This is a genomic window from Vibrio sp. ZF 223 (genome assembly GCF_003050585.1).
GTDB lineage: Bacteria > Pseudomonadota > Gammaproteobacteria > Enterobacterales > Vibrionaceae > Vibrio > Vibrio crassostreae.
The window spans coordinates 258,934-282,323 of sequence record NZ_PIGB01000003.1; the positions used below are offsets into that span (position 1 = coordinate 258,934).

General features: G+C 43.7%; 17 protein-coding genes. 8 read left to right on the plus strand and 9 right to left on the minus strand.

Annotation, left to right across the window (positions count from 1 at the left end; genetic code table 11):
• Positions 1 to 13: 13 nt before the first annotated feature.
• The gene (locus tag CWO13_RS08660; RefSeq protein WP_108082799.1) at positions 14 to 622 is read right to left on the minus strand and encodes a DUF2238 domain-containing protein; all 609 of its coding nucleotides are present in this window, start codon (positions 620 to 622) and stop codon (positions 14 to 16) included.
• Between the two features lie 201 nt (positions 623 to 823).
• Here CWO13_RS08660 and CWO13_RS08665 point away from each other — a divergent pair, with 201 nt between their 5' ends.
• Complete coding sequence (locus CWO13_RS08665; protein WP_009845327.1) at positions 824 to 1,663, plus strand: isopenicillin N synthase family dioxygenase; 840 nt, start codon at positions 824 to 826, stop codon at positions 1,661 to 1,663.
• A 307-nt stretch (positions 1,664 to 1,970) separates the two neighbouring features.
• A complete protein-coding gene (locus tag CWO13_RS08670; protein ID WP_108082800.1) occupies positions 1,971 to 2,591 on the plus strand; it encodes a DNA-J related domain-containing protein in 621 nt (206 codons plus the stop codon).
• Between the two features lie 145 nt (positions 2,592 to 2,736).
• Here the strand turns inward: CWO13_RS08670 and mrdA are convergent, their stop codons facing one another.
• The 5 genes from mrdA to CWO13_RS08695 form a co-directional block, all read right to left on the minus strand.
• Positions 2,737 to 4,635, minus strand: a complete 1,899-nt coding sequence (gene mrdA / locus CWO13_RS08675; protein ID WP_019826612.1) for a penicillin-binding protein 2 — start codon at positions 4,633 to 4,635, stop codon at positions 2,737 to 2,739.
• Between the two features lie 382 nt (positions 4,636 to 5,017).
• The gene (locus CWO13_RS08680) at positions 5,018 to 6,673 is read right to left on the minus strand and encodes an ABC-ATPase domain-containing protein (RefSeq protein ID WP_048660185.1); all 1,656 of its coding nucleotides are present in this window, start codon (positions 6,671 to 6,673) and stop codon (positions 5,018 to 5,020) included.
• Positions 6,674 to 6,793: 120 nt separating this feature from the next.
• Positions 6,794 to 8,701 (minus strand): sensor domain-containing phosphodiesterase, encoded by a 1,908-nt coding sequence (locus CWO13_RS08685; protein WP_108082801.1) that lies wholly within the window; start codon positions 8,699 to 8,701, stop codon positions 6,794 to 6,796.
• A 178-nt stretch (positions 8,702 to 8,879) separates the two neighbouring features.
• Complete coding sequence (gene fabV / locus CWO13_RS08690) at positions 8,880 to 10,079, minus strand: enoyl-ACP reductase FabV (protein WP_107899149.1); 1,200 nt, start codon at positions 10,077 to 10,079, stop codon at positions 8,880 to 8,882.
• A gap of 81 nt (positions 10,080 to 10,160) precedes the next feature.
• Positions 10,161 to 10,778 carry an arylesterase gene (locus CWO13_RS08695; RefSeq protein ID WP_076657240.1) on the minus strand — a complete coding sequence of 206 codons (618 nt, stop codon included), beginning with the start codon at positions 10,776 to 10,778 and terminating at the stop codon, positions 10,161 to 10,163.
• On the opposite strand from CWO13_RS08695, the gene CWO13_RS08700 reads away from it, so the two are divergent.
• From CWO13_RS08700 to CWO13_RS08710, 3 genes are all read left to right on the plus strand, one after another.
• Positions 10,777 to 11,451, plus strand: coding sequence for an ABC transporter ATP-binding protein (locus CWO13_RS08700; protein ID WP_004730959.1), 675 nt, complete (start codon positions 10,777 to 10,779; stop codon positions 11,449 to 11,451). The two genes, CWO13_RS08695 and CWO13_RS08700, sit on opposite strands and share 2 nt — an antisense overlap.
• 1 nt (position 11,452) lies before the next feature.
• On the plus strand, positions 11,453 to 13,891 hold the full coding sequence (locus tag CWO13_RS08705; RefSeq protein ID WP_108082802.1) for an ABC transporter permease: 2,439 nt from the start codon (positions 11,453 to 11,455) through the stop codon (positions 13,889 to 13,891).
• Between the two features lie 533 nt (positions 13,892 to 14,424).
• Positions 14,425 to 15,879: an NAD(P)-binding protein gene (locus CWO13_RS08710; RefSeq protein ID WP_102432526.1), complete on the plus strand. Its 1,455-nt coding sequence runs from the start codon at positions 14,425 to 14,427 to the stop codon at positions 15,877 to 15,879.
• 162 nt (positions 15,880 to 16,041) lie between these two features.
• Here the strand turns inward: CWO13_RS08710 and CWO13_RS08715 are convergent, their stop codons facing one another.
• The 3 genes from CWO13_RS08715 to CWO13_RS08725 form a co-directional block, all read right to left on the minus strand.
• Positions 16,042 to 16,992, minus strand: a complete 951-nt coding sequence (locus tag CWO13_RS08715; RefSeq protein ID WP_102432527.1) for a biotin-dependent carboxyltransferase family protein — start codon at positions 16,990 to 16,992, stop codon at positions 16,042 to 16,044.
• On the minus strand, positions 16,985 to 17,737 hold the full coding sequence (locus tag CWO13_RS08720; RefSeq protein ID WP_108082855.1) for a 5-oxoprolinase subunit B family protein: 753 nt from the start codon (positions 17,735 to 17,737) through the stop codon (positions 16,985 to 16,987). Before CWO13_RS08720 ends, CWO13_RS08715 begins: the two co-directional genes overlap by 8 nt.
• 159 nt (positions 17,738 to 17,896) lie before the next feature.
• Positions 17,897 to 18,640, minus strand: a complete 744-nt coding sequence (locus CWO13_RS08725; protein ID WP_048660176.1) for a 5-oxoprolinase subunit PxpA — start codon at positions 18,638 to 18,640, stop codon at positions 17,897 to 17,899.
• Between the two features lie 170 nt (positions 18,641 to 18,810).
• Here CWO13_RS08725 and CWO13_RS08730 point away from each other — a divergent pair, with 170 nt between their 5' ends.
• From CWO13_RS08730 to CWO13_RS08740, 3 genes are read left to right on the plus strand one after another with little or no spacing between them, the layout of a single operon-like run.
• The gene (locus tag CWO13_RS08730; protein ID WP_108082803.1) at positions 18,811 to 20,874 is read left to right on the plus strand and encodes a TonB-dependent receptor plug domain-containing protein; all 2,064 of its coding nucleotides are present in this window, start codon (positions 18,811 to 18,813) and stop codon (positions 20,872 to 20,874) included.
• Entirely contained in the window at positions 20,864 to 21,400 is a 537-nt protein-coding gene (locus CWO13_RS08735) for a YfiR family protein (protein ID WP_108082804.1), read from the plus strand. The genes CWO13_RS08730 and CWO13_RS08735 overlap by 11 nt, the downstream gene beginning before the upstream one ends.
• Positions 21,400 to 23,373, plus strand: coding sequence for a diguanylate cyclase domain-containing protein (locus CWO13_RS08740; RefSeq protein WP_102478740.1), 1,974 nt, complete (start codon positions 21,400 to 21,402; stop codon positions 23,371 to 23,373). Before CWO13_RS08735 ends, CWO13_RS08740 begins: the two co-directional genes overlap by 1 nt.
• The last annotated feature ends 17 nt before the right edge of the window (positions 23,374 to 23,390 follow it).

Genomic DNA, 23,390 nt, shown 5'->3' on the forward strand with positions numbered 1-23,390 from the left:
TCAAAAGCTAGTATCAATGAACTTTGACACGTCCTTGAAGCTTAAGAAGTATTAGTGAGAAAATTGCGCCAGTTGTATCACACAGCATGTCTTTCTGCGCATCCCAAATATCACCTTGTGAACCAAGGAATGCGATACCTTCATCACCACCTGCAACCTCCGCGTACCACCACTCGATAATTTCATAACCTGCAGCAACACCCATGATCGCAAATAGCGCAAAGAAACACGCCAGTACCGGTTGAGCCAGTTTTTTACGAATCAAGTACTCTGCGAGTGGGTAAGCATAAAGGCCAATAGAGAAATGGGCGACACGGTCAAAGTTATTGCGTTCAGAACCTATCATGTTATTAAACCAATCAAATGGCACTTCAGCGAAGGTATATTTCGCGCCTATCGTATGCAAAATCAGCCAGATAAACATTAAAACGTAGGCTGTCTTAGTGAAGGTGACCTTTGTTGATAACCACCAAATACCCACCAATATCGCGAGCGCTGGGACAATTTCGGCAATCCACACAGCTCTTGAAGAGGGAGCGAACGCTGAAAATAGAAACACAGTCAGATACAGCGTCGTCAATGACAGTAATGGTCGATTTTGAGCAAGTGGCGTGATTGTCATATCAAGATCTCTCGTCGAAGTTTTTAATAGTGTTACACAATAATGAACAGCGTTCAATTGAGGTTTAATCACCAGATTTGTTGAAAAGTGGCGTTATCGCCCAGTATCTAGACAAACGGTTGCTAGAGTTTCACAAAAGTTTGATTTACAACAAAGCGATCCTTAAAATCGCTCTATTACTACATAACAAGAAAGAAAGTCATGAAACTGGAAACTGTCGATTACCTTGCTGACGACGCAGCAGAACAATTTGTTCGCTCTCTACGTGAAACTGGTTTTGGTGTTCTTAAGAACCACCCAATTCCGAAAGAGCTTGTTGAGTCAATTTACGAAAACTGGTACCAATTCTTCATCTCTGAAGAGAAAGAGAACTTCCACTTTAATGTTGAAACACAAGATGGATATTTTCCACCTTCAGTATCTGAAGTTGCTAAGGGCCACACTGTAAAAGACATCAAAGAGTACTTTCACGTATACCCTTGGGGCCAAATCCCTGAACAGCTCAAAGAACAGATTCTAGATTACTACCAACGTGCGAATGCTTTTGCTCAAGAGCTGCTAGGTTGGGTTGAAGCTCATGCTCCTCAAGAAGTACAAGAGAAATTCTCTATTGCGTTATCAGAAATGATTAACGGCAGTGAACAGACTTTGCTTCGTGTTCTTCACTACCCACCAATGCAAGGTGATGAAGAGCCAGGTGCAATCCGCGCTGCGGCACACGAAGACATCAACTTACTGACTGTTCTTCCTGCAGCAAACGAGCCGGGCCTTCAAGTTAAAGCACAAAATGACGAGTGGTTAGATGTTCCATGTGACTTCGGTAACATGATCATCAACATCGGTGACATGCTTCAAGAAGCATCAGGTGGTTACTTCCCATCGACAACTCACCGTGTAATCAACCCATCAGGTGAACGCCAAGAGAAGTCTCGTATCTCTTTGCCTCTATTCCTTCACCCGAAACCAGAAGTAGTGCTATCCGAAAAGTACACAGCAAACGAATACCTAATGGAACGTCTAAGAGAGCTTGGCGTTATCTAATGAGTTAAATGCTTAGTCCCTAATACTGGATAGATGTGAAAGGTCAGCTAAATTGCTGACCTTTTTTGCATCTGTAGCAAAAAATAGCTCCTGTATTGCTTACGGTTGCGTTCGACTAAACGGTATTCAGTCTTGACGGTAAAAAGTGTCTTTAAGCCAAGCGATAGAAAGTTGTTTGTCCTTAAGCTCGACAAATCGTAGAAAATCGCTTTCAATTAAAGAAGATACGCAACGGATGAGAAACAGATTACTTATAGAACCACTGTTTTGAAAATCCATTAATTCAGAAAAGCTAACTGAGTCAACTATGTCGAATCATCAAGATGTGCGAGCAAACTTTCACTGCCATATGGAAAACCCATTGCTTTGGCCGATAATGGAAGTGCTTAAGCAAAAGCCAAGTGGATGGAAAGTTCACACATTGGCGGCTCATCTGAACGATCTTGGGTTCGTGCCTGTGTTAGATCCTGTGCCTGAGAAAGAGTTGTTTAAGAAGAACTTCCTGATCATGAATGCGCTTTATCAGCTTCAAGAAACTTTACATCCTGATGGTTGGCTACAAGTCCAAGCGATGGACATTGAATTGATGAACGGTCGTTATCACGGAAGCAACCACAACATCGATCGTCAAGATCCACTTCGAGACTACTATATTAATTGGGTTAACTATGAAGCTGATGAAGGTGAAGTTAAAAGACTGTTGAACGAATTTTGGACTCGGTACCGGAAGTTTGTTGGTGGTGATGAGCTCGATATGGATCGAAGCCGAGCGTTGAACTTATTTGAGCTACCCATAGACGCCACTCACCATGAGATTAGAAAACGTTGGCGACAACTGGCGTTGAGATGGCATCCAGACCGAGACGAGGGTAACACCGCAAAATTTCAGACGCTCTGTGAAGCATGGCATGTATTACGAAGCTCATAATCGACAGTCACTTTTAACTGCCTAGCTGGGTGGAACCCTAAAATATAAAGCCCCATATTGTGAGTGACACAAGTGGGGCTTTGTCGTAATTACGTTATGTTTTGGGTAACTACGTTATGTGTTGTAGCGACTTAAGTTGTTGGTGCTAGGAGTGATCTTTACTCTCACCACTTTTATGCTCAAAGGCATAGTCGAGTACTTTACGGATATAAGGTGCGCCGACTTTCGAGCCGCCGTTACCGTGTTCAATGACCACAGTCGCGACATATTCAGGGTGTTCATAAGGTGCGAAAGCTGTGTAAAGCGCGTGGTCAAGTAGATGCCTAGCGAGTTTCTTCGAGTTGTAGACCTGATCTTTCGCAAGATCAAACACTTGTGCAGTTCCTGATTTACCGCCGCTCGTGTATTTAGTTCCCTTAAATGCACGCCTGCCGCTGCCTCGACTTCCGTGGTTCACGAGTCGCATCGCGTTGATGGGCACATCCCAAATTCTATCCGGTACTTCAGTGATTGAGGGCATTGGCTCCGGTTCGACAAGTTTTTGGGTACTGAAATCTTCACCGTGGTCTAAGGTAGCTCGTAAGATATGCGGTGGCATCACCTTACCATGATTAACCAATACTGAAGTTGCTTTAGCAAGTTGCATCGGTGTCGAAGTCCAATAACCTTGGCCAATACCAATCGGTACTGTGTCGCCCTGATACCAAGGGGTGCGATAACGCATCATTTTCCATTCTCGAGTCGGCATGTTGGCGGTACTTTCTTCATAGATGTCGATACCTGTCGGTTCACCAAATCCAAATCGGTTCATCCAACTTGAGATTCGGTCAATACCCAAATCAAAAGCGGTTTGATAAAAGAATGAATCCACAGACTCTTCAATCGCTTGGGTGACATCAACAGGCCCGTGCCCCCAACGTTTCCAGTCACGCCACGATTTGGAGTTTCGTTTTGAACCGGGAATTCTCCATACCCCATGGTCGTTACGAATTGTATCTTCAGAGATAACATGCTCTTGCAGTCCTGCCACAGCCATAAATGGTTTAACAGTTGATGCAGGAGGATAAACACCTAGAGTCGTACGGTTTACCAACGGGTGAGCAGGGTCATTCAATAAGCGTTGATAGTTCTTACTCGAAATGCCGTCGACAAAAAGGTTAGGGTCGTAACTCGGGCTTGATGCCATCGCTAACACGCTGTTGTCTTTTGGATCGAGAATAACTGCGCTGCCAGTTCTATGGTCAAGTTGCTCAAAAACGTATTTTTGCAGTTCAAGGTCGATATTTAGCACGATATCTTTGCCGGCTACTGGCGGCACGTATTCAATCGTTCGAACAACTCGTCCGCGGCTATTTACTTCTACTTCCTGATAGCCCTTGGTTCCATGTAGGATATCTTCGTAATAACGCTCAACGCCGAGTTTACCTATAATTGTTGTAGCTTGATAATTCGCATCTATCCCTTGTTCTTCAAGTTTTCTTAGATCGCTATCGTTGATATGCGCCACGTAACCAAGAACGTGGGTAAGAACCTCACCATTCGGGTAAAAACGCTTTAAGCTGGTATCGATAGATAACCCGGGGAACTGGTACTGATGAACAGAGAACTTCGCAATCTCTTCTTCCGTTAAGTTCTCTAGAATGGTCACTGATTTAAAACGGCGGGTGTTGTGATAACGTTTTTTGAAACGGGCGATCTGCTCGGCATCACGTGGGACGTATTTGTCTAGCTTGGCGAGCATTGCATCGACATCATCGGTTTGCTCTGGAATCATAGTCAGATCAAAGACAAGTTTGTTCTCTGCAAGCAATACGCCGTTACGGTCGTAAATCAGCCCACGAGTAGGGGCGATAGGCAACACTTTGATCCTGTTGCCATCGGCACGAGTTTGATAGCTTTTAAAATTTTCAACTTGAAGTCGGTATAGGTTGCCGACTAAGACAAGAGTGAACATCAAGATCCCACAAAATGCGACGATTACGCGGTTTTTGAATAGGTTCACTTCGATTTTATGGTCACGCATCTTAACGCGTTTATGATTCATTGAAGCCTCAAGGGTTTGTTACATTTGGTTACACTTGTCGAGTCGGGACTTTATCTGAATATCACTAGGGTTTTGTAAAAGCTGTGTCATGATTTTAGGGAACGACAGCATTAGATGGCGGTAAACAGCGCCTTTAATTTTCTTATTACAAAAGTTGATAAGTAATTGATGTAAAGATTGGTTTTGTGAATCTTTAGAGTTGAAGAGTTTTGATAACACTACAAGTTGGGCAAATAGAGGTTAGAAAGATTTACGGCCCTCAGAATGAGAGCCGTAGACCGTTAATTTGCTGACTTAGTAGCTAGTGATTTAGAAGCTTAGTAAGTTGGAAGCTTGGAACTTCAAAAGCTTAGAAGCACTATCAATCCTATAATTAACGAAATCAATTCGAAGGCTTGAACTGAGATTTACGCATACGGTTAAGAGCGGCCATCACATCTAATGTTCTTGGTTTCGCTAAATCACCGTAGTTAGGCATGTTAGCGTGCCATTCGTTTTCCAAAATAGCGTTGAACTCTTTCGCTGGGTTGTTTGACCAACCTGGAGTTTGTGCAAATTGGAACCAAGCCCAACCGATCGCGTTTACTTCAGACGGCGATTCTAATTGCTCAAGCGCAGAAAGGTCTGCGAACTCTTTACCAAAACGCAGTGACTCTTTGCCTTTCGCATTAACACGGAACTTACCGTCAGTAAGAATGTTCATGAGTGAAGCACGGTTCAATGAACGCGGCACAAACGTTTCTAAAGCCGTCTCGCATTCATTAGTACGCTGAGTAGGGTGCTGAGCAATAACGTCTTTTGCTTTTTCCGTCACATCTACCGCTTGGTAGTCGTGCATTTGAATCACAGTGTTCGCCACATCCAGGTAATCACCAGAGCCACCCATTACAACAATGGTAGAGATGTCCATCTCTTCACGAAGTTGGCCAATGCGGTCGACAAGTGGCGTGATTGGCTCATCGCCTTTTGACACTAGCGCTTGCATACGCTCATCACGAATCATGAAGTTAGTCGCTGACGTATCTTCATCGATAAGTAGAGTTTGAACACCGGCTTCAATTGATTCTTGTAACCAAGCCGCTTGAGACGTAGAGCCAGATGCATCTTGTGTACTGAAATCAGACGTGTCCTTCTGCATAGGTAAATGGTTGATGTAGTTTGACAGGTTCAAGCTGTGCACACATCGACCATCTTCAGCACGGATCTTCATCGTATCAATCGCAGTTACGATGCCTTCACGACCGTCACCAGGAATATGGTTGTAGATAGAACGTTCAACGGCGTTCAACAGAGTCGATTTACCATGAAAACCACCACCAACGATTAGCGTAATGCCTTTTGGAATACCTAGGCCAGTCACGTCACCTTGGTTTGGTGTGTTTAATGTAACGCTCAACGACTCTGGAGCTGCGAAAGGCACCGCGTCTTTCATCGGCAGGTCACAGTTACCCGCGATACGCGGTAGTACACTGCCGTTTGCAACGAACGCCGCTAGGTTATTTTCGTCCAATTGAGCACGCAGTGCTTCTTGGTCTTCAATCGTTTCACAGTGCTTAATCATTGCATCGATGTTCAACTCACGCTCAAGCGTTGCGCGACGAATAAACTTCGGTAAGTAGAAAGTGATGATGTTGTTCGCTTTCTTAGCAAGAATGCTACGGCCATCAGCAGGTAGGTTGATACGGAAACGAATTTCGATACCGTGTTCTGTGAAAACAACGGCCGTATTGTCTAATACTGTTTGGCCCGTCAGGGCGATAGACACGGTCGATTCTTGTTTCGCGAACTCAGAGAAGCTACGTGCAATAAAGTCACGAGCGGCTACTTGGTATTCATAAGATTTTTCTTTCAGCCAATCTAACCCGGTCAAAGACCACGCGCGCGTTGCACGAAAACGAGAAGCTGACGCGTATGGGTCACCTTGAATGTGGTCGATGTGTAATTCAAAATCAGCAAAGTCGTATTGACCTTTAATTTGTTGATATGCACGGTAGTTTTGTTTTTCGAGCTTTTTAAGCTTTGCAGTCAACTGATCCATAACGAGGAATGCCTATATAAGGGGAAAGATAAAAACAGAAAGGCGGCGATTATAAAAATCACCACCTTTAGAGTAAAGAGAAAGTAGGCCTAAATCCAAAACTAACTGCTCTTTTCCGCTTTAAGCGTAGCGAGTTGTCCCCAAATAGTTTTGATTGATTAAGCTGTGTTCGAATTCTTGGCTCGGCATTGGCCTTCCGTAAAGGTAGCCTTGGCCCACATCGCAGCCTTCATTAATAATAAATTGCTCCTGAACCTCAGATTCTATGCCTTCAATCGTGACTTTTAGGTCGAGCTTTTTCGCAATTTGAACAATAGAACGAACAATTTCCGAGTCTTCGTGTGAGTTGAGCATTTGGTCGACAAAGCTCTTATCAATCTTAATGGTATCAAATGGGAATTTCTTGAGGTAACTGAAAGAAGCGTAGCCCGTGCCAAAGTCATCCAATGACAATGTAACGCCAATATCATGCAGAGATTCTAAGGTATTCTTGGCAACCACTTCATCTGCAATCAGGCCGCTCTCCGTGACTTCAAGTTCTAAGCAACGAGGTTCTAGATGGTAGGTTTCGAGTAGGTGAACCACTTGTTCCGCAAAGTGCACGTTCTTAAGTTGAATCGCAGACACATTCACGGCCATTTTGAAATCGTCAACGTATTCAGACCACTCTTTGGCTTTTTCAATCGCATTGCGAAGAACAAAGCTACCCACTTCGAAAATCAAACCGTTTTGCTCAGCCATATGTATCAAGGTTTCGTTAGAAATGTCACCCAAAACAGGATGTCGCCAACGGAGCAAAGCTTCTGCACCAACCCAGCGATGCGTCAGCGGGCATACCTTGGGTTGAAAGTAGAGCATAAGGTCATCATTGCGAACGGCTTGAAGCAAATAGCCTTCGATCTTATTAATATGGGTTTGTTCTTCGGTATGAGATTGAGAGTAGTAAGCGAACTTTTGTCCTGAATCTTTACAGGCTAACATCGCTTCAGAAGATTTTTGCAGAATGCGTTCCGCATCATCTTCGTCGTTCGTAACTGCAATCCCAATAAAGGCGTGCAAATGCACTTTGTCACTTTCGATATCAAATTCTGAATGGCCAACTTTAACTAGCGTCTGGCAAAGTTCTTCTAGGCGATGGTCTAAATCTTTAACGCTAAACGCCAACACGAGGTCAACTGAAGTAGGGCGTGCTGTTAACACTTCTATATCAGAGATACTGTCGATGCGTTTTCGGTATTCAACAAGTACTTGGTCTAACGCACTATAGCCGTATCGAGCTTGTATGCGTCTACCGTTGGTAAAACCAATATGAACGACTGCAAATGAGCTGTCTGTTAGCCTTCTTTGTGACAGTAGCTTGTGGTTCAAGTGAGATTCAAATGCGGTTCGGTTTAAAAAGCCTGTACCGAGATCGTGATTCTTTTGGAAATTGATCTTTTGCTCTGCTGCTTTTCGCTTATCAATCTCTTGATTTAATGAATAATTAAGACTCGCAAGGTCTTTAGTCCGAGTGTAAACACGGTTTTTCAAGTCTCTATTCATTTGAGTGAGCTTAGCATGCTGAAACAGGGTTTTAAGCTGGGACTCTATCGAGGTGCGAAAGCTCTGTAAAAGCTTGATATAGGTGGGAGTGTAGTGGTTTTCTTTTGAATCTAAAATGCAGATGGTGCCAAATAATTCGCCATTCGGCCAAAGCAGCGGAATACCACAGTAAGAGACTAAGCCGAGCTTGATATCTGGATTGTTTTCCCAGTCAGGATCGGCGAGGGCATTGGATACAACAAGTTGTTGTTGAGACTCCATCACCGTTTCACAGTAAAGCCCATTACCTAAGGTTTCAGAGTCCCCTTTGTTGTAAGGGTTATTTTCACTACGGCTGGTTGAGAAAACTTCAATATAGTTGGCGTGAACACGCATGATAAGTGCGGCGGGCACTTGAGTGATTTGAGCCAAGAGGTCAACAATGTTCTGCCAACCTGACTCCATATCGTCTGGAATATCTAAGTCTATCGTTTTTATTTTCTTCATATGACTCCGAGTCAATTATGCTAAATGCATCAACACATCCTGTGTTAATTATGATGAACCAAATAAACTATGAACCTTACGTTAATTAATTATAAGAAATGTTGCACGAAAAAACCTCCGCAATTTTGCAGAGGTTTTCAAATGTGAATCTGGGTCTCAGTAATGAGATAAGTTTCGATTAAGGCTTTAATTTTATAAAATATTCAGTATTAAGTTTCTGGTTATAGTCTACCGAAGGTTGAGCAAACCCATTTAACTGCAGAAACTCCTCTTTAAACCCTTGGTAATCGCCTAACATTTTGAAGTTGTTCTCATCCATCTTTTCTAACAGCTCTGTTACGTGTGCTTGGGTTTCAGGGTCTAATTCCCAGTCATCCATACGAATCAGACGTTCACCATCAAGTGGCACTTTAGTTTGTCCATACAGTTTGCAGCTAAACAAGCGCTGCATCTGTTCAATACAACCTTCGTGGGTCTCTTTCTCTTTCATAACTTTGTACAAAGCAAGTAGATAAGGGCTGAGTCCCGGGATGAAAACGCTCGCTTTAGTGACTAGGGCTTTACAGACAGTCGCGTAAGCGTTGCCATCAAAGTTAGCTAACTCTAAGTTAAGTGCGTGGCTGGTTTGGTGAAGGTCGATCTTAGCTCGCCCCAATGTCCCGTCTAAATAGATAGGGTGTGTGACTTCTGGACCAACATAAGAAAACGCGATTGTCTTACAACCCGGGGCGATAGATTCAGCGTTGATAAGCTCATCTATCCATTGTTCCCAATCTTCGCCGCCCATCACTTTGAGTGTGCTTTCGGCTTCTTCTTCCGTTGCAGCATCAAGTGTGTTTGTCACCCAATTGTCGTGCTCCAGAGAAATCGTCGCGCCAGTTACGCTTTCACCAATAGGCTTGATGGCAGAGCGCCAAAACTCATCGGAATCTGGTTTAGGACGAACGCCCGCAGCTAAGCTATAGATAATCAGGTCCACTTCACCTTCAAAGTAGGTTTCAATGGCTTCAACAACTTGTGAACGTGTTTCTTGCGAAAATGCATCGCCAACGATATTGATAGCAGTGCGTTGCTCTCGTTCTGCTTCTTTTTTGAAGTAGATGTTGTTGTACCAACCAGCACTACCTAGGGATTTTTCGTTTGGACCGCGCTCGAATGAGACGCCGATAGTGTCAGCTTTTGCGCCGCCAAAGGTAAGGGCAATACGAGCGGCAAGGCCAAAGCCTGAGGAAGCGCCGATAATCAGTACGCGTTTAGGGCCATCTTTGATTTGCGGCGCACTCTTAACAAACTTGATTTGTTGCTTTACGGCTTCTTGACAGCCAAGAGGGTGAGCGCTTTTGGCTACCACACCCTTGATAACAGGTTCGATCAGCATAAATAACCTTACAGTTAACGGTGATATGCACTCAGGCTAACGTAAAGCTGTGTAAAATTTATTGAGCTAGACCATTAAAACTTAAAGATACTGATATAATTCTTCGGCGACGAATTCAGCAATCCAAGGTTGAGCTTCTGGTTTTGGATGCAGTCCATCGTTCATCATCCACTCAGGTTTAAGGATGATGTGCTCAAGGAAAAAGGGCAAAAGTGGCACGTTTTGTTGATCAGCAAGCGCTGCAAAAACGTATTCAAACTGCTGGTTGTAACGCTTTCCGTAATTCGGTGGGATTTTTATCTGCATCATTATAGGTTTCGCGCCCGCAGCTTTTATCTGCTCAATGATTTGATCAAGATTCGCAGACATCAGCTTCGGTGGGAATCCACGAAGTCCATCATTCGCACCAAGTTCAATAAGAACAGTGTCTGGAGCGTGTTCTTCAAGCAATTGTGGTAGGCGAGCCAAACCATTGCCAGTTGTGTCACCCGAAATACTTCCGTTAACCACGGTGACTGTTTTGTCATGCTTTGCTAATGCGTCTGGTAACAGGCTTGGCCAACTCTGTTTGATGTCCATGTTGTAACCAGCACTCAAGCTATCACCAAGGACCAGTAGCTTAGAATCTAACTCGGTATCTTGAGCCAAAGAAGCGGTTGAAAATAAAATAAAGAATAAAAAGGAAATTAGTCGAGTCATGCATACATCCATCATTAAAGCAGAAGCTGTTTCGAAGACAGTGTCTACTAATCAAGAACATTTAACAATCCTAGAGCACGTCGATATCGATATTCGTGAAGGCGAAACCGTCGCGATTGTCGGCACGTCTGGTGCGGGTAAGTCGACCCTAATGACGCTGCTAGCTGGTCTTGACGTACCAACGAAAGGTGAAATCAGTTTATTAGGGCAGCCACTTTCACAGCTTGATGATGAGGCAAGGGCTAAGATCCGTAGTGAATCGGTTGGGTTTGTATTTCAAAGCTTCTTATTAATCCCAAGCCTATCTGCACTACAAAATGTCACGCTGCCTTGTTTGTTGAAGGGAGAAGACGAAGACATCGAACGCGCGACTGCTTTGCTTGAATCCGTAGGCTTGAAAGACAGGCTTGATCACTTGCCGTCCCAATTATCTGGTGGTGAGCAACAAAGGGTCGCGTTGGCGCGCGCATTTATGATCAAGCCAAAAATCCTTTTTGCTGATGAACCCACAGGTAATCTAGACCAGCAAACGGCTGCCAAGATTGTTGAGTTGTTGTTTGAATTGAACTCATCTCACGGCACCACGTTGGTTTTGGTGACACACGATCCTAAGCTTGCACAACGTTGCCAAAGAACACTTAAGATGCATGTCGGTCAGATAGAGGAAGTCTAAATTGAATTCATCAAACGGACTGAATAAACGCCTTTTTTCATGGAGTATTGAAGAGATTCGACACGGTCAGTTGTGGCCAGTTTCAATCGCTTTAACGCTTATTATTGCTTGTGTGTTTGCATTGTCGGCGTTGGCAGAACGTATGGAGCAGGTAATTGTTAAGCAGGGCAAAGATGCACTTACTGCCGATAGCGTGTTCATATCAGCAAACCCAATTCCGCAATCCTTGTTAGACCTCACTCAAGTTGAGCAACTAGAAAGCTCCCAACTAACCCGTTTTTCAACCATGGCATTCAGTGACAACTCGATGCAGTTAGTGACGGTGAAAGCGGTTGAAAGTAATTACCCATTACGTGGCGAAATGATCTTAGAGGGCGTTGATAAAGCATTAAGTAACCATGTTGAGCCGGGTGAACTTTGGCTAGACGAGCGTATATTTGCGCAGTTAGAAGTAGACATTGGTGACAATGTCACTATTGGTGATGCCGATTTAACGATAACAGGGCGTATCACTCAAGAACCGGGCTTGAGCTTTAACCCATTCCAGCAAATGCCAGCTGTATTGATACACAAAAGCGATATCGATGCGACTGGTGCCATTCAACCGGGAAGCCGTGTAAGTTTCAGGCTGTTCTTGAACGGTGATGATTCAAAACTGAAAGCCGCGCAAGACAGCGTAGAATTAACCCCGAGTGACCGCTGGCGTACTCAAGATTCTGCGAGCCGTACTAACGACATGTTCGAAAGCACGACTCAATATCTTTCGCTAACCGTTGCTATCGTTGTGATCATGGCTGCGACCACTTTGGTACTCACGTGCCAACATTATGTGGCGAGTCGTCGTAAAACCATCGCGATGCTTAAGAGTTTAGGTGCAAGCAAGCAGTGGATCGTTAAATGGTTGTCTGTACAGGTCTCTCTGTTAGTGGTTATCGGTGCAGTACTGGGAATTACCATAGGTATCGGCTTAGAGTTTTTGCTTCGTATACCTCTGGGTGACTTATTACCAACGCCGCTTCCTAGCTATGGTATTGAACCTGCTATCTTGTCGATTTTATCAAGTATCTTAATTGGTGTTCCTGCTCTTGGTATCCCGTTAATTGGCTTGGTCAACACCTCAGCAATCAGTGTTATTCAATCAAGTCACCAGTCAAATGAAAGCTATAAGAAATACTTGTTGTTACTGGTACCGATCATTCCAATGATGCTGATGTATGGCGACAATCTATTGGTATGGATAGTTCTAGCTGGTATCGCTTGCCTGTTCTTAGTGCTCGCAATTGTGAGTACGCTTGTTTTGCGCTTAGTTGGTAAGCTGCCGACGTCGACATCTATGCGTTTGGCATTAAGCCGAATTAATCGCACACCATTAGCAACTGGAATTCAATTTGGCTCTTTGGCACTGTCACTGATGTTGTTGTCTATCATCTGGTTGGTCAGAAGTGATTTACTGTCAGATTGGCAACAAACCTTGCCCGAGAACGCGCCCAATGCGTTTGCACTTAACATTGCAAGCTATGAAAAAGACAGTTATCTCGAGACGATTGATGCAAACGAAGTAGAGCGCACTCAGGCGTTTCCAATTATCCGAGGAAGATTGACGACTATCAACGGTGTTGAAGCGTCGGAATACAGCGATACCTCAGGAGAAACAGACGCACTAAGTCGCGAGATCAACTTCACTTGGGGAGATAGCTTACCTGAGTACAATGAAGTGTTAGAAGGCCGCTGGACACAAGAGCATGGCGTATCGGTGGAATCGGATGTCGCGAAGCAGTTGGGTCTAAAGATTGGCGATGAGCTTTCGTTCACAATCAACAGCCAGAATGTCTCTGCCCAGGTGAATAGCATCCGTAAAGTCGAGTGGCGTGAAATGAAGCCGAACTTCTATTTCATCTTTACTCCAGATGTCTTGAGTTCAATTCCTTCTACTTGGCTAGTGAGCTTCAGATTAGAAGAACAACATAACCAAATGCTCAACGAACTCTCTCGAAATCACCCAACCGTGAGTTTGATGGATATTCGTAAGATGGGTAGCAAGATACAAGAACTGCTCAAACAGATTGTTTGGTCGATTACTGTACTTGCGGCGTTAGGTGTGGTGGCGGGGCTGTTGCTTATCTTCACTCTATTGCGATTAAGCTTATCTCAAAGACAACAAGAGATACGCTTGTATCGAACATTAGGCGCGAGTAAGAAGCGAATTCTCAATACTATTTGGTGTGAGTACGGGTTAATGGCGTTAGTCGCAGGCTCAATTGCAGCACTCGGTTCTGAGCTCAGCGTAGCAGGCGTTATGAACTTTGGCTTTGAGTTACAACCTTCACTTCACCCGATGCTGTGGATAGCGCTACCTGTGCTAACGTTCATCACATTGGCCGCGGTAGTGAATAGCTTAATCAAACGCTTGTTGGCACCAGTAAACAAGAATTTTGGTTAGTGGTTAGCGTGATCTAACCAAATGCTTTAAAACGGTCTAAAAGTGAAATTATTTATATTTAGTCATGCACTATTTATAAGACGTCGCTTTAGACCGTTTTTTATTTGACCAATACATAGCACAACTGACAAATATCTCACCTTTATTTCCCAACTTTTTAGTATTTTTTAAAACTAATTGCACAATAATGCCGATTTAATGAATAGCGGTTAGTCCCTGTAAACAAAGGGTTTGCGAAACTTAGCAAGAACGTTATCAACAGTTATCCACAAAAACGGTGGATAACTTTAGGGATAAGTTAACATCTATGTTTTAAGAGTACTGAGGCAGCCTTTATGTGGCGTCACTTAGGACAAATTTGACTGTTAGAATAACCTTTAAAACTCTATCTGGAGTTATTGAGTCAAGAGATTATTTATGTTTTTTACATAGATATTAAATCCCGCCTATCTAAGACCTTGATAAAAATGTGTTTTAATTCATCGCAGAACAAAAGTAGAATAGCGGCAGTTAATCTTATTCTACAGAACACGATGAACCACAACAAAACGGATACAAATCAACCTTCTATTGCCATTGTTGGTGGTGGTATTGCCGGAACAACAAGCGCGATTCACTTTAGTGAGTTGGGTTTTAAGGTCACTATCTTGGAAAAAGGGCCGAGTTTGGTTAATGGTCCACCAATTTGCCACCTACACGCTGGCGGCAATTTGTATCGAGATATTTCTGTAGAGCAGTGTCTCCAGTTGCTTACGCAGTCAATTGATACTGTCCGCTTATTTCCTCATACGATCAATATCCGCCCGACAATCATAGCCGTTCCGCACAGTGATGGTGGAGAGCCGTTGGATCTGCTTCCTCGCCTTAAGATAATCAAGAGCGCTTATACCGAACTTGTTAAACAAGATAAGAGCAACCAAGTGCTTGGTGATCCGGAAGAGTATTACAAGCTGTACAGCAAAGAAGACTTACTAGCACTTTCTACAAAAACTCAGCCCCTGAAACCCACATCACTTGATGATTGGTGTGTTCCTTTTGCCAAACATACAGATTTAGAGACCCTTAAGTATCCTGTTGCTATGGTTCAAGAGTACGGCTGGAGTGTATTCCGCTTATCTGCGACCGCTCAACTGTCTTTAGGGCAACAAGCTAACTGTACCGTGTTAACCAATAGCCGATTACAATCTGTTGAGTCGACGAGCCAAGGTTGGTCTTTGACTTATACCGATGCCGAAAACCAAAGCTGCCAACTAACGACCGATTACTTGATCAATGCCAGTGGATTTGAAACAGGTATTGTGGACGACTTTGTTGGCTCTAAGCAGCAAAGACTGGTTGAGTTTAAAGCCGCATACGTTACAGAGTGGCCGTATTCACAAGAATGCAAGGAAGAGTGGCCAGAGGTTATCTTCCATGGTCCGAGAGGCACTCCGCAAGGTATGGCCCAATTAACGCCGTATGCTGATGGTGTATTCCAACTTCATGGTATGACAGAAGGGATTACTTTGTTTGAGGGAGGGCTTGTTTCATCATCAACAGACTCGTCACAGCCACAGTTGCCTTCGAAGTTGCTTAAGAAAATTGTATCGGGTTGGAGTGAAGAGCAGCTTGAATTAAGAACTCGCGCGGCAATAACGCATATGTCTCAGTTCATCCCAAGTTTCAGCTCTGCACAGGTGGGTGGCAAGCCTTTGTTTGGAGCGCAGCAAATACCAGGAACGGATCCTAGCTTAAGAGCTTCAGACGTCTCATTCTGTGGTGAACGCTATGCTCGACTTGAAGTAGTGAAAGCTTCTTCAACATTAGAAGCGGCACAAAAGGTTGCTGAGCAATGGTTTGATGTATCAGAGGCGGTATCTATTGAAGATATGCACTCAGTGACAATGTCACTTAATCTAAATGATATTGAGAACCGAGCAATAGATTTGACCAAAGAACGTGGATACCCCGAAGCGCTTGCAAAGGTGTCAGGCCAAGATCACGCTTAATAGCCAATCATCATCGACTGCGCTTAACTTCTCCAATTCGGCTTACCGTAATAGATAAGCCGAATCTTCATTCAAACGCCAGCTTAGATACCGAAACTCACCTAAACTACATCTTCCTCGCTAATTATTCTTAGCTACATAGCACATAACACATAGCAAAGACTAATAGCCGAAAAACTGAGCCCATTGGCACCAAACATCTTGTAAGCCTAAGCGATCGCCTTTGCTGAACGATATCTCATGTCCCGGTTTGGCTTGTGCCAAGCGCGGCAAATCGATTCTGGCGACACATCCAATCTTCGGATAACCACCTATGGTCTGTCTGTCATTAAGCAACACGATAGGTTGTCCATCTTTAGGGATTTGAATTGCACCTAAGGCAATGCCTTCTGACAACAGCGAAATGTTAGGCGAGTCGACGGGATCGCCACTGAGTAGATAACCCATCCGATTAGAATTTTGATCAACGTGATACTGCGCGTTATACAAAGTCTCTCTTGCTGAATCGGAGAATAGCTCGCTTTGATAGCCTTCAATAACTCGTAGGTTCACGGGCAGGTTGTAATCAGGCTTGTATCTGAAGGTAACACTCAACGCTTTGAATGGACGAGAGAGTGAGTGTTGGGTAAATGCTATTTGTTGACCTTGCTGGCATGGCTCTCCATCTTGTGTTAATCCACCAATCTTTTCACGAGTCACCGTAGAGCAGCTATGAAGAGTTGATGGAACATCAAAGCCGCCTTTAATGGCTAAATACGCCCTTAAACCATTTTTAGGTAAACCAAATGAGAGAACTTGCCCCTTAAAAGCTTGAAAAGTACGCCAGTTAGCCTGTGGTTTACCATCAAGCTTCGCCTGTAAATCGCCCCCGCATAGCGCCATCTCGCAATCAAAATCAATTCGTAACGAGCATTGTCCAAGCGTGATTTCCAAAGCAGCTTGGTTTACTGGGTTGCCCAATAGATGATTGGCCCAGCTATAAGAGTAATCATCAACCGGCCCACCTTGCGTTAATCCTAGATGAGCAACACCAAATCGCCCAAAATCTTGTATCAAACTCAACGGACCGGGCTTAATCACGGTCAGTGTTGGTCTAGCGTTTGTCTTAGCCATTTACGATGCCTCCACCCAACTCTGCAAATTCTTGTTTTGAAATCGCGATGAAACGAACGGTGTCACCAACATTAAGCAGAGACAATGGTCTTTGAGTGATATCGGCGTTCTTCAATTGGCTATGCTCGAACAACGGAAGCGGGCAATTACCAATAATATTCCAGCCGCCCGGCGAGTCCGAAGGGTACACAGCTGTTTTAGTATCCGCGATGGCGATACTGCCTTTGGGCACATTTAAGCGGGGTGTAAAGTGACGGGGCAAAGCAAGCTCATTAACCACATCAGACATAAACGCAAAGCCAGGCATAAACCCAATAGCACTGACGCTGTATGTCTGTGAGGTGTGATATTGAATAATATCGTCCAGCGATAGGCCTTTGTCTTGATACCTGTCTAAATCGAGCGCCGTTTCTGGTGAATAATAGGCAGGAAGCTCAATCGTATTACGAATTTTACTAACACTAGAAAAGGACGATAGAGCGTGATTCATCAAATTATTGAGTTGTTCAATGAGCTGCTGTTCTGATATTCGATAAGGTAGGTAATCGACCAATATTGTTTGGTAAGCCGGCGTCACATTCATCAACACCGATGCTAAATTTTGGCGAATGGCATCGGAAAAGTGAGCCATATACTGCACATATTCAGCGCTAGATTGATTATTTGAAGGCGATAGCGTCAAAGTCACCAAAACGCTGCATTCCGCGACTGGCGCTATATTGAATTCAATCTTATTCGTCGTCATTTCGTTTCCATACGTTTGTTTGCCTTTTGTTTGCTTACTTGGCATGTCTCACTTCCGCGAATAAACCAATACAAAGCAATTGAATCTTACGAGCGATTGATTAGGTGCTTGGTTAGGCGAACGAACAGGCCATGCGTCATACCAATCACACGCTTCATACTAATTAAAAGCGTTGAGGTCTTGTCTAATTTTTCTAATTAATGCAATAGATTGAGGGTTATCGCCATGAACACAGATGGTATCGGCTTCAATAGGCAGTCTTTCGCCCTCTAAAGTCGTGACTGAGCCATAGTTAATGATTTGCATGACTTGGTTATAGATATCGTCTTGATTGACGTAAACCGAGCCTTTTTGAGTACGTGGTGCTAGTTGCCCGTTGTTCAAATAGGCACGGTCGGCAAACGCTTCAAACAAAAGGGGTAAATCATGGTCGTCAGCAATATCCAAATACTGTTGATTGTCTGATGAAGAGAGAATCATCAAGGGGATGTTAAATTCAGCGACTGCTTGGGCTACCGCATTAAACACATCAATGTTCGCCATCATATCGTTATAAAGGGCGCCATGAGGTTTAACATAGCCAACAGAGGTGTGGTGATAGCGACATAGGGCTTGTAGTGCACCGACTTGATAGCAAACCAGCTCACTAATTTCATCCATAGTGTGTGGAATGGAGCGGCGTCCAAAACCAACTAAATCTTGATAACCGGGATGAGCACCAATTTGAGTGTGATAGTGCTGAGCCAGTTTTATCGTCTTGGACATAACGTGCGGATCAGACGCGTGAAAACCACAAGCGATGTTTGCCATATCGACCCATTCCATGACCGACTCATCATCGCCCATCTTCCAATTGCCGAAACTTTCTCCCATGTCGCAATTAAGCAAAATCTTCGTTGTCACGTGGTGCTAATCCTTTACGTTGAGGTAAGTAATGACGGTCTTATAAATACCACAAATAAACAGTGACCTAACTCATACTTTCGATACCGTAAATTTACCAGTATGGCATTTCATATATAGTTGAACTATTGATTAAAGGATTAATATCTATCTGTATATTAGGTGAGCACATGATATCCCGCCAGGTTTGCTTAGGACTAGCATTAACGACACCTGTTTTTGTCTATGCTCAAGTAAACTCTCTAGACCAACTCATGTCGATGAGTCTTGAAGAGTTGTCGATGTTAGATGTCGAAATGGAAACGGCTTCGAAAGTGACACAAAAACTCACTGACATTCCCTCGTCGGTGTATGTGCTTTCTAATGAGCGAATTCAGCGCAGTGGGGCAAAAACCATTGCGGAAGTCCTAACGCTTGTCCCTGGACTCAAAGTAACCAAGTTTAACGAAACCTCATGGTTTGTTTCTGCCCGTGGTTTTCATGATGGGCTATATAACAAGATGCTCGTGATGATGGATGGACGCAGCTTGTTTAGCCCAGTCTATGGCGGTACGTATTGGAGCGACGTTGATTATGTACTTGCCGACATCGAACGCATCGAAGTACTAAAAGGCCCCGGCGGAACAATTTGGGGAGGCAACGCGGTTAATGGTGTTGTCAATATCATTACTAAGTCTGCCAATGATACGCAGGGGACTTATCTCTCAGGTGTCGCTTCTAATACTGATAACTATGAATTTAGTGTTCGTCAGGGATTAAGCCTCAACGACAGTGTGAATGCTCGTGCCTTTTATAAGTACCGAGAAGAACCCACATATCGCACAAACGAATCTGAAAAATGGAAAGCACAAACGGCAGGGATGGTATTTCAGCCAAGTAATGCTGAAGAAAGTTGGTCATTACGTATTGGTGGTGAGAAAAGCTTTTATGAGTCGGAGTTGTATACGTTCCAATATGATAATTCAGGATCGTTTGTCGGATCACAAGCCAACGATTTTGATAATAAAAGCCAATCTGTTTATATTCAGTTCAACGATTCTCGCCATTTTGATGAAAGTTCGACACTCTCATATTCGTTATGGGGTGAATATAATGAGGATAACGCGCCAGACGCTCCGGGAAGCTATTCGACCATCGATTTTGACTCTACTTATATCAACCAACTATCGGCAAACCATCAGCTAACACTCGGTGGTGGCCTGCGATATATGTACCTTGATTTCTCCTCAAGCCAAGTTTCGGACGTGGATTGGTACAATCCCGATTACTACGGTAGAGCCTACAATATCCAATCTGCTAACGATTATATTGCGAACGCATTTGTACAGTCTCAAATTCAAATGACAGAAGCGCTATCGATAACTCTTGGCTTCAAGGCAGAACACTTTACACAGAATGACTCGACAGAACTTTCACCTCAACTACGCGGTTTATATCAGCTAAATCAACGCCATTCTGTTTGGGCTGGCTTGAGTCGTGCGGTGGTTGCTCCTTCTTATATGGATTCAAACTCCACATATTACTTCAACAGTTACTATGCTGATTCTAACGACAGCTACCTTGATGTCTATAAATCGAATTCTGACCTGGAAACAGAGAGCGTCGTAACGGCGGAAATGGGTTATCGCTACTCAAACAATTCAAATTTCGAACTCGATGCGACGATATATCTGAGTGAACATGACAACCTTCGCTTCCACAGTTATGACCCAAATGATATCCCCGCGAATCATGTCTATGTCGGTGTACTGTCTGATGATTATAAAGCGAAAACATATGGCTTGGAGTTAGGCGCAAGCTATCAGCTCACTCAAGATATCACCAGTTACTTGAGCTATGCCTACACAACATTAGAGGGAAAAAACAAAGGTGATGACCCTAAATCTAGTCCTCAAACGAGTGTTTATTACGATATTGATAATGAACATTTAGCCACGGCACAGTTGATGTGGAATATCACAGAAAGTTGGCAATTCGATGTGATTGGCCAGTACATTAATGTGAATTACCCAGACTATTGGGTAGCAGGCGATGGCACTCAATATGAATGGCAGTCTTACCCACATGAAATAACCTTTGATGCGCGTCTCGCATGGAAAAAGTCGTCCGCAGCGCCTTTAGTTGAAGTGGTTGTTGAAAACATAGGTAAGAGTGACGGCTACCAAGCTGAATTCACATCTCAGAAAAGCGTCAATCAAGAGTCGGTGTATGTGAGGATCTCTCATGAATTCTAAATGGCTTAAGCACCGCATTAAGCTCGGTTTCTTTAAATTAGGCCTTGCCGCTTTAACGATGCTTATTATGCCTTTGAATACCTCGGCAGCTAGCTTCAAACCTTATGAAGTGAAAGCGGTGTACCTTTTTAGAATTGCGAATTTTATACGTTGGAATGATGAAAGCTCAATGAACGCTGTGAACTTTTGTGTGATTGGCGATGAAAAGGTAAGCCAAGTGCTGACGTCAATTACAGAGGGGAAATCTATTCGTTCGCTCGCTATCCAAGTTCAACAGTCGATTACATCTAAGTGTGATATTACGTATTTGTCTGACCGTAAAAATGACCAATTCCTTAGTCAAGAGCACTCCCCACATACTGTGACAATCAGTGATATCCCTAACTTTACAGACTTAGGTGGAGTCATTGAGCTTACTCACATTGATAATAAGCTCAAACCTAAGATCAATCTCGAGAATGCAAGGCACGGTGACTACGTCATTGGCTCAAACCTGTTACGAATCGCTATAGTGGAGGACCAATAATGCTGTCTTTCATTAATAATATATCGATAAAAAACAAGTTGATATTACCGATTATCATCTTCATCACGGTTACTTTGGTGACAATTCAATCGGTAAATTACACTGTCACGTTTGAAAGAGAAAAAGAAAGCCTGATCCAGCGAGTTAAAGTGTTAGCACAAGGTGTTGCTTATAATCTACAAGCCGCGATTCTATTTGAGGACAAATCTTCGGCTCAAGAGATTTTGTCAGCTTTCGTTGCAGATAAAGATATTGTCAGGGTCAAACTCTATGACATTAACGAACAGCTATTTGCTAGCTACCAAGTGAACAACACATTGGTTCCAAGGCCGAACGCAGATGAATTAGACGATATCGCGGATCATCAATTTGCCATCTCTGAGCATTTAATCTTCTTGCTCGTTCCTGTGACGCTGGATGACGCTGTTATCGCGAACTTGAGAGTGACAATATCAAAAGAGACGTTTAATTCAATCTTAACGAATATTTTCAAGGTTGCAGCCGTCTATCTTCTGTTTCTGGTGATCTTAGGCGGCGTGCTGGTCAAATTGGTTCAACGCTTGATTATCGAGCCGATGTTTGACCTCAATGACGCGATGCAAGCCTTTATCGAACGCCGATCAGAGCAGCCAAAATTAGTCGTAACCAACCGCGATGAGATTGGGGAGCTGGTTCGAGCTTTTAATACCATGCTTGAAAGGCTTCAACACCGGGACAACCAAATCAATTTTACACTGGATAAACTCCAAGAAGAGAAGTCGTTCGCGAATGAGGTCATTGAGACCGTTCAGCACTCATTGTTGGTTGTAGATGAAAAAGGGGTCATCGTTCATGCAAATGCAGCCACTCGCGATATTTTTAAGTGCTCGGAAGCCTTTCTTGAACACTTGTTGATCCAAGAGTTGATCGTAACCAAGCAAGTTGGGTTCTTACAAGATGTTATCAACGCCAATATTGAACTGAATGACGAATTGCTGGAAACCACTGATCTCTTTCAATCTAAACGTTGGCTTCGAGTGAGTAGCCGTTCATTGTCAAAACATGGCCGTATCCTTTATGCAATTCAAGATGTCACGAACATCGAAACGGCAATGAGCCGCCAACGTATTGCGGCCGGTGTTTTTGAGAATAGTAAAGACGGCCTAATCGTACTTAACTCGTCCAACGTAATTACCATGGTAAACCCAGCGGTCACTGGACTACTGGGGTATCACGCCGATCTGCTGGTGGGCAAAACACCATTTGAAGTATTTTCTTGGCAACAGTTTTCGTCACTCATGCCGACTATTCGCAGCTCATTGGAAAATTATGGGCAGTGGCAAGGCGAAGTGTGGGAGAAAAGCGCATCCGGCACGTTAGTCCCTATGTTTGTCAAAGTGAATAGAGTTGCCTCAGACAACGAAAAAGACGAGTTTGATATGGTGTTAACTCTGTCTGATTTATCTAACGTTAAAGAGATGGAAAGACTCGAACACTTAGCTCATCACGACGCATTAACCGGGTTAGCGAATAGAGCGCAACTGTATAAAGTTATGGATGATGTTGTCACGTCGAGCCACTATTCAAATCAGCATTTTGCGGTTATCTACTTGGATTTGGATGGCTTCAAAGAAGTGAATGACAACTATGGACACGATGCAGGTGACGAAATCCTGAAAGAAGTGTCAAACAGGTTGTTATCTCAGGTAAGAGCGGGAGATTTGGTTGCACGTTTGTCGGGAGATGAATTTGTACTTATTATTAAGCAGACAAACAAAATCTTATTAGCGAAGCTAGCCGAACGTTTGTTAGAGCTTATCGGGCAAGAAGTGAATTATAAACAGCGTTCGCTTCATGTTGGAGCGAGCTTGGGCATACACTTAGTTGACGGTTTGGAGCGTGATATCGACGTGATTCTAAAGGTTGCCGATGAAGCGATGTACGAAGCGAAACGCAAAGGAAAAGGTCAATTTGTGTTCTCTCGTGATAGTTAATAGCCACAGGCGTTTGT

Coding starts and splice junctions, on each gene's coding strand:
- fabV (WP_107899149.1), bottom strand. CDS start 10,079: ATGCTGATCGAACCTGTTATCAAGGGTGTGGTAGCCAAAAGCGCTCAC.
- CWO13_RS08665 (WP_009845327.1), top strand. CDS start 824: ATGAAACTGGAAACTGTCGATTACCTTGCTGACGACGCAGCAGAACAA.
- CWO13_RS08670 (WP_108082800.1), top strand. CDS start 1,971: ATGTCGAATCATCAAGATGTGCGAGCAAACTTTCACTGCCATATGGAA.
- CWO13_RS08685 (WP_108082801.1), bottom strand. CDS start 8,701: ATGAAGAAAATAAAAACGATAGACTTAGATATTCCAGACGATATGGAG.
- CWO13_RS08715 (WP_102432527.1), bottom strand. CDS start 16,992: ATGGCTAAGACAAACGCTAGACCAACACTGACCGTGATTAAGCCCGGT.
- CWO13_RS08720 (WP_108082855.1), bottom strand. CDS start 17,737: ATGACGACGAATAAGATTGAATTCAATATAGCGCCAGTCGCGGAATGC.
- CWO13_RS08660 (WP_108082799.1), bottom strand. CDS start 622: ATGACAATCACGCCACTTGCTCAAAATCGACCATTACTGTCATTGACG.
- CWO13_RS08710 (WP_102432526.1), top strand. CDS start 14,425: ATGAACCACAACAAAACGGATACAAATCAACCTTCTATTGCCATTGTT.
- CWO13_RS08735 (WP_108082804.1), top strand. CDS start 20,864: ATGAATTCTAAATGGCTTAAGCACCGCATTAAGCTCGGTTTCTTTAAA.
- CWO13_RS08740 (WP_102478740.1), top strand. CDS start 21,400: ATGCTGTCTTTCATTAATAATATATCGATAAAAAACAAGTTGATATTA.
- CWO13_RS08680 (WP_048660185.1), bottom strand. CDS start 6,673: ATGGATCAGTTGACTGCAAAGCTTAAAAAGCTCGAAAAACAAAACTAC.
- CWO13_RS08730 (WP_108082803.1), top strand. CDS start 18,811: ATGATATCCCGCCAGGTTTGCTTAGGACTAGCATTAACGACACCTGTT.
- CWO13_RS08695 (WP_076657240.1), bottom strand. CDS start 10,778: ATGACTCGACTAATTTCCTTTTTATTCTTTATTTTATTTTCAACCGCT.
- CWO13_RS08700 (WP_004730959.1), top strand. CDS start 10,777: ATGCATACATCCATCATTAAAGCAGAAGCTGTTTCGAAGACAGTGTCT.
- mrdA (WP_019826612.1), bottom strand. CDS start 4,635: ATGAATCATAAACGCGTTAAGATGCGTGACCATAAAATCGAAGTGAAC.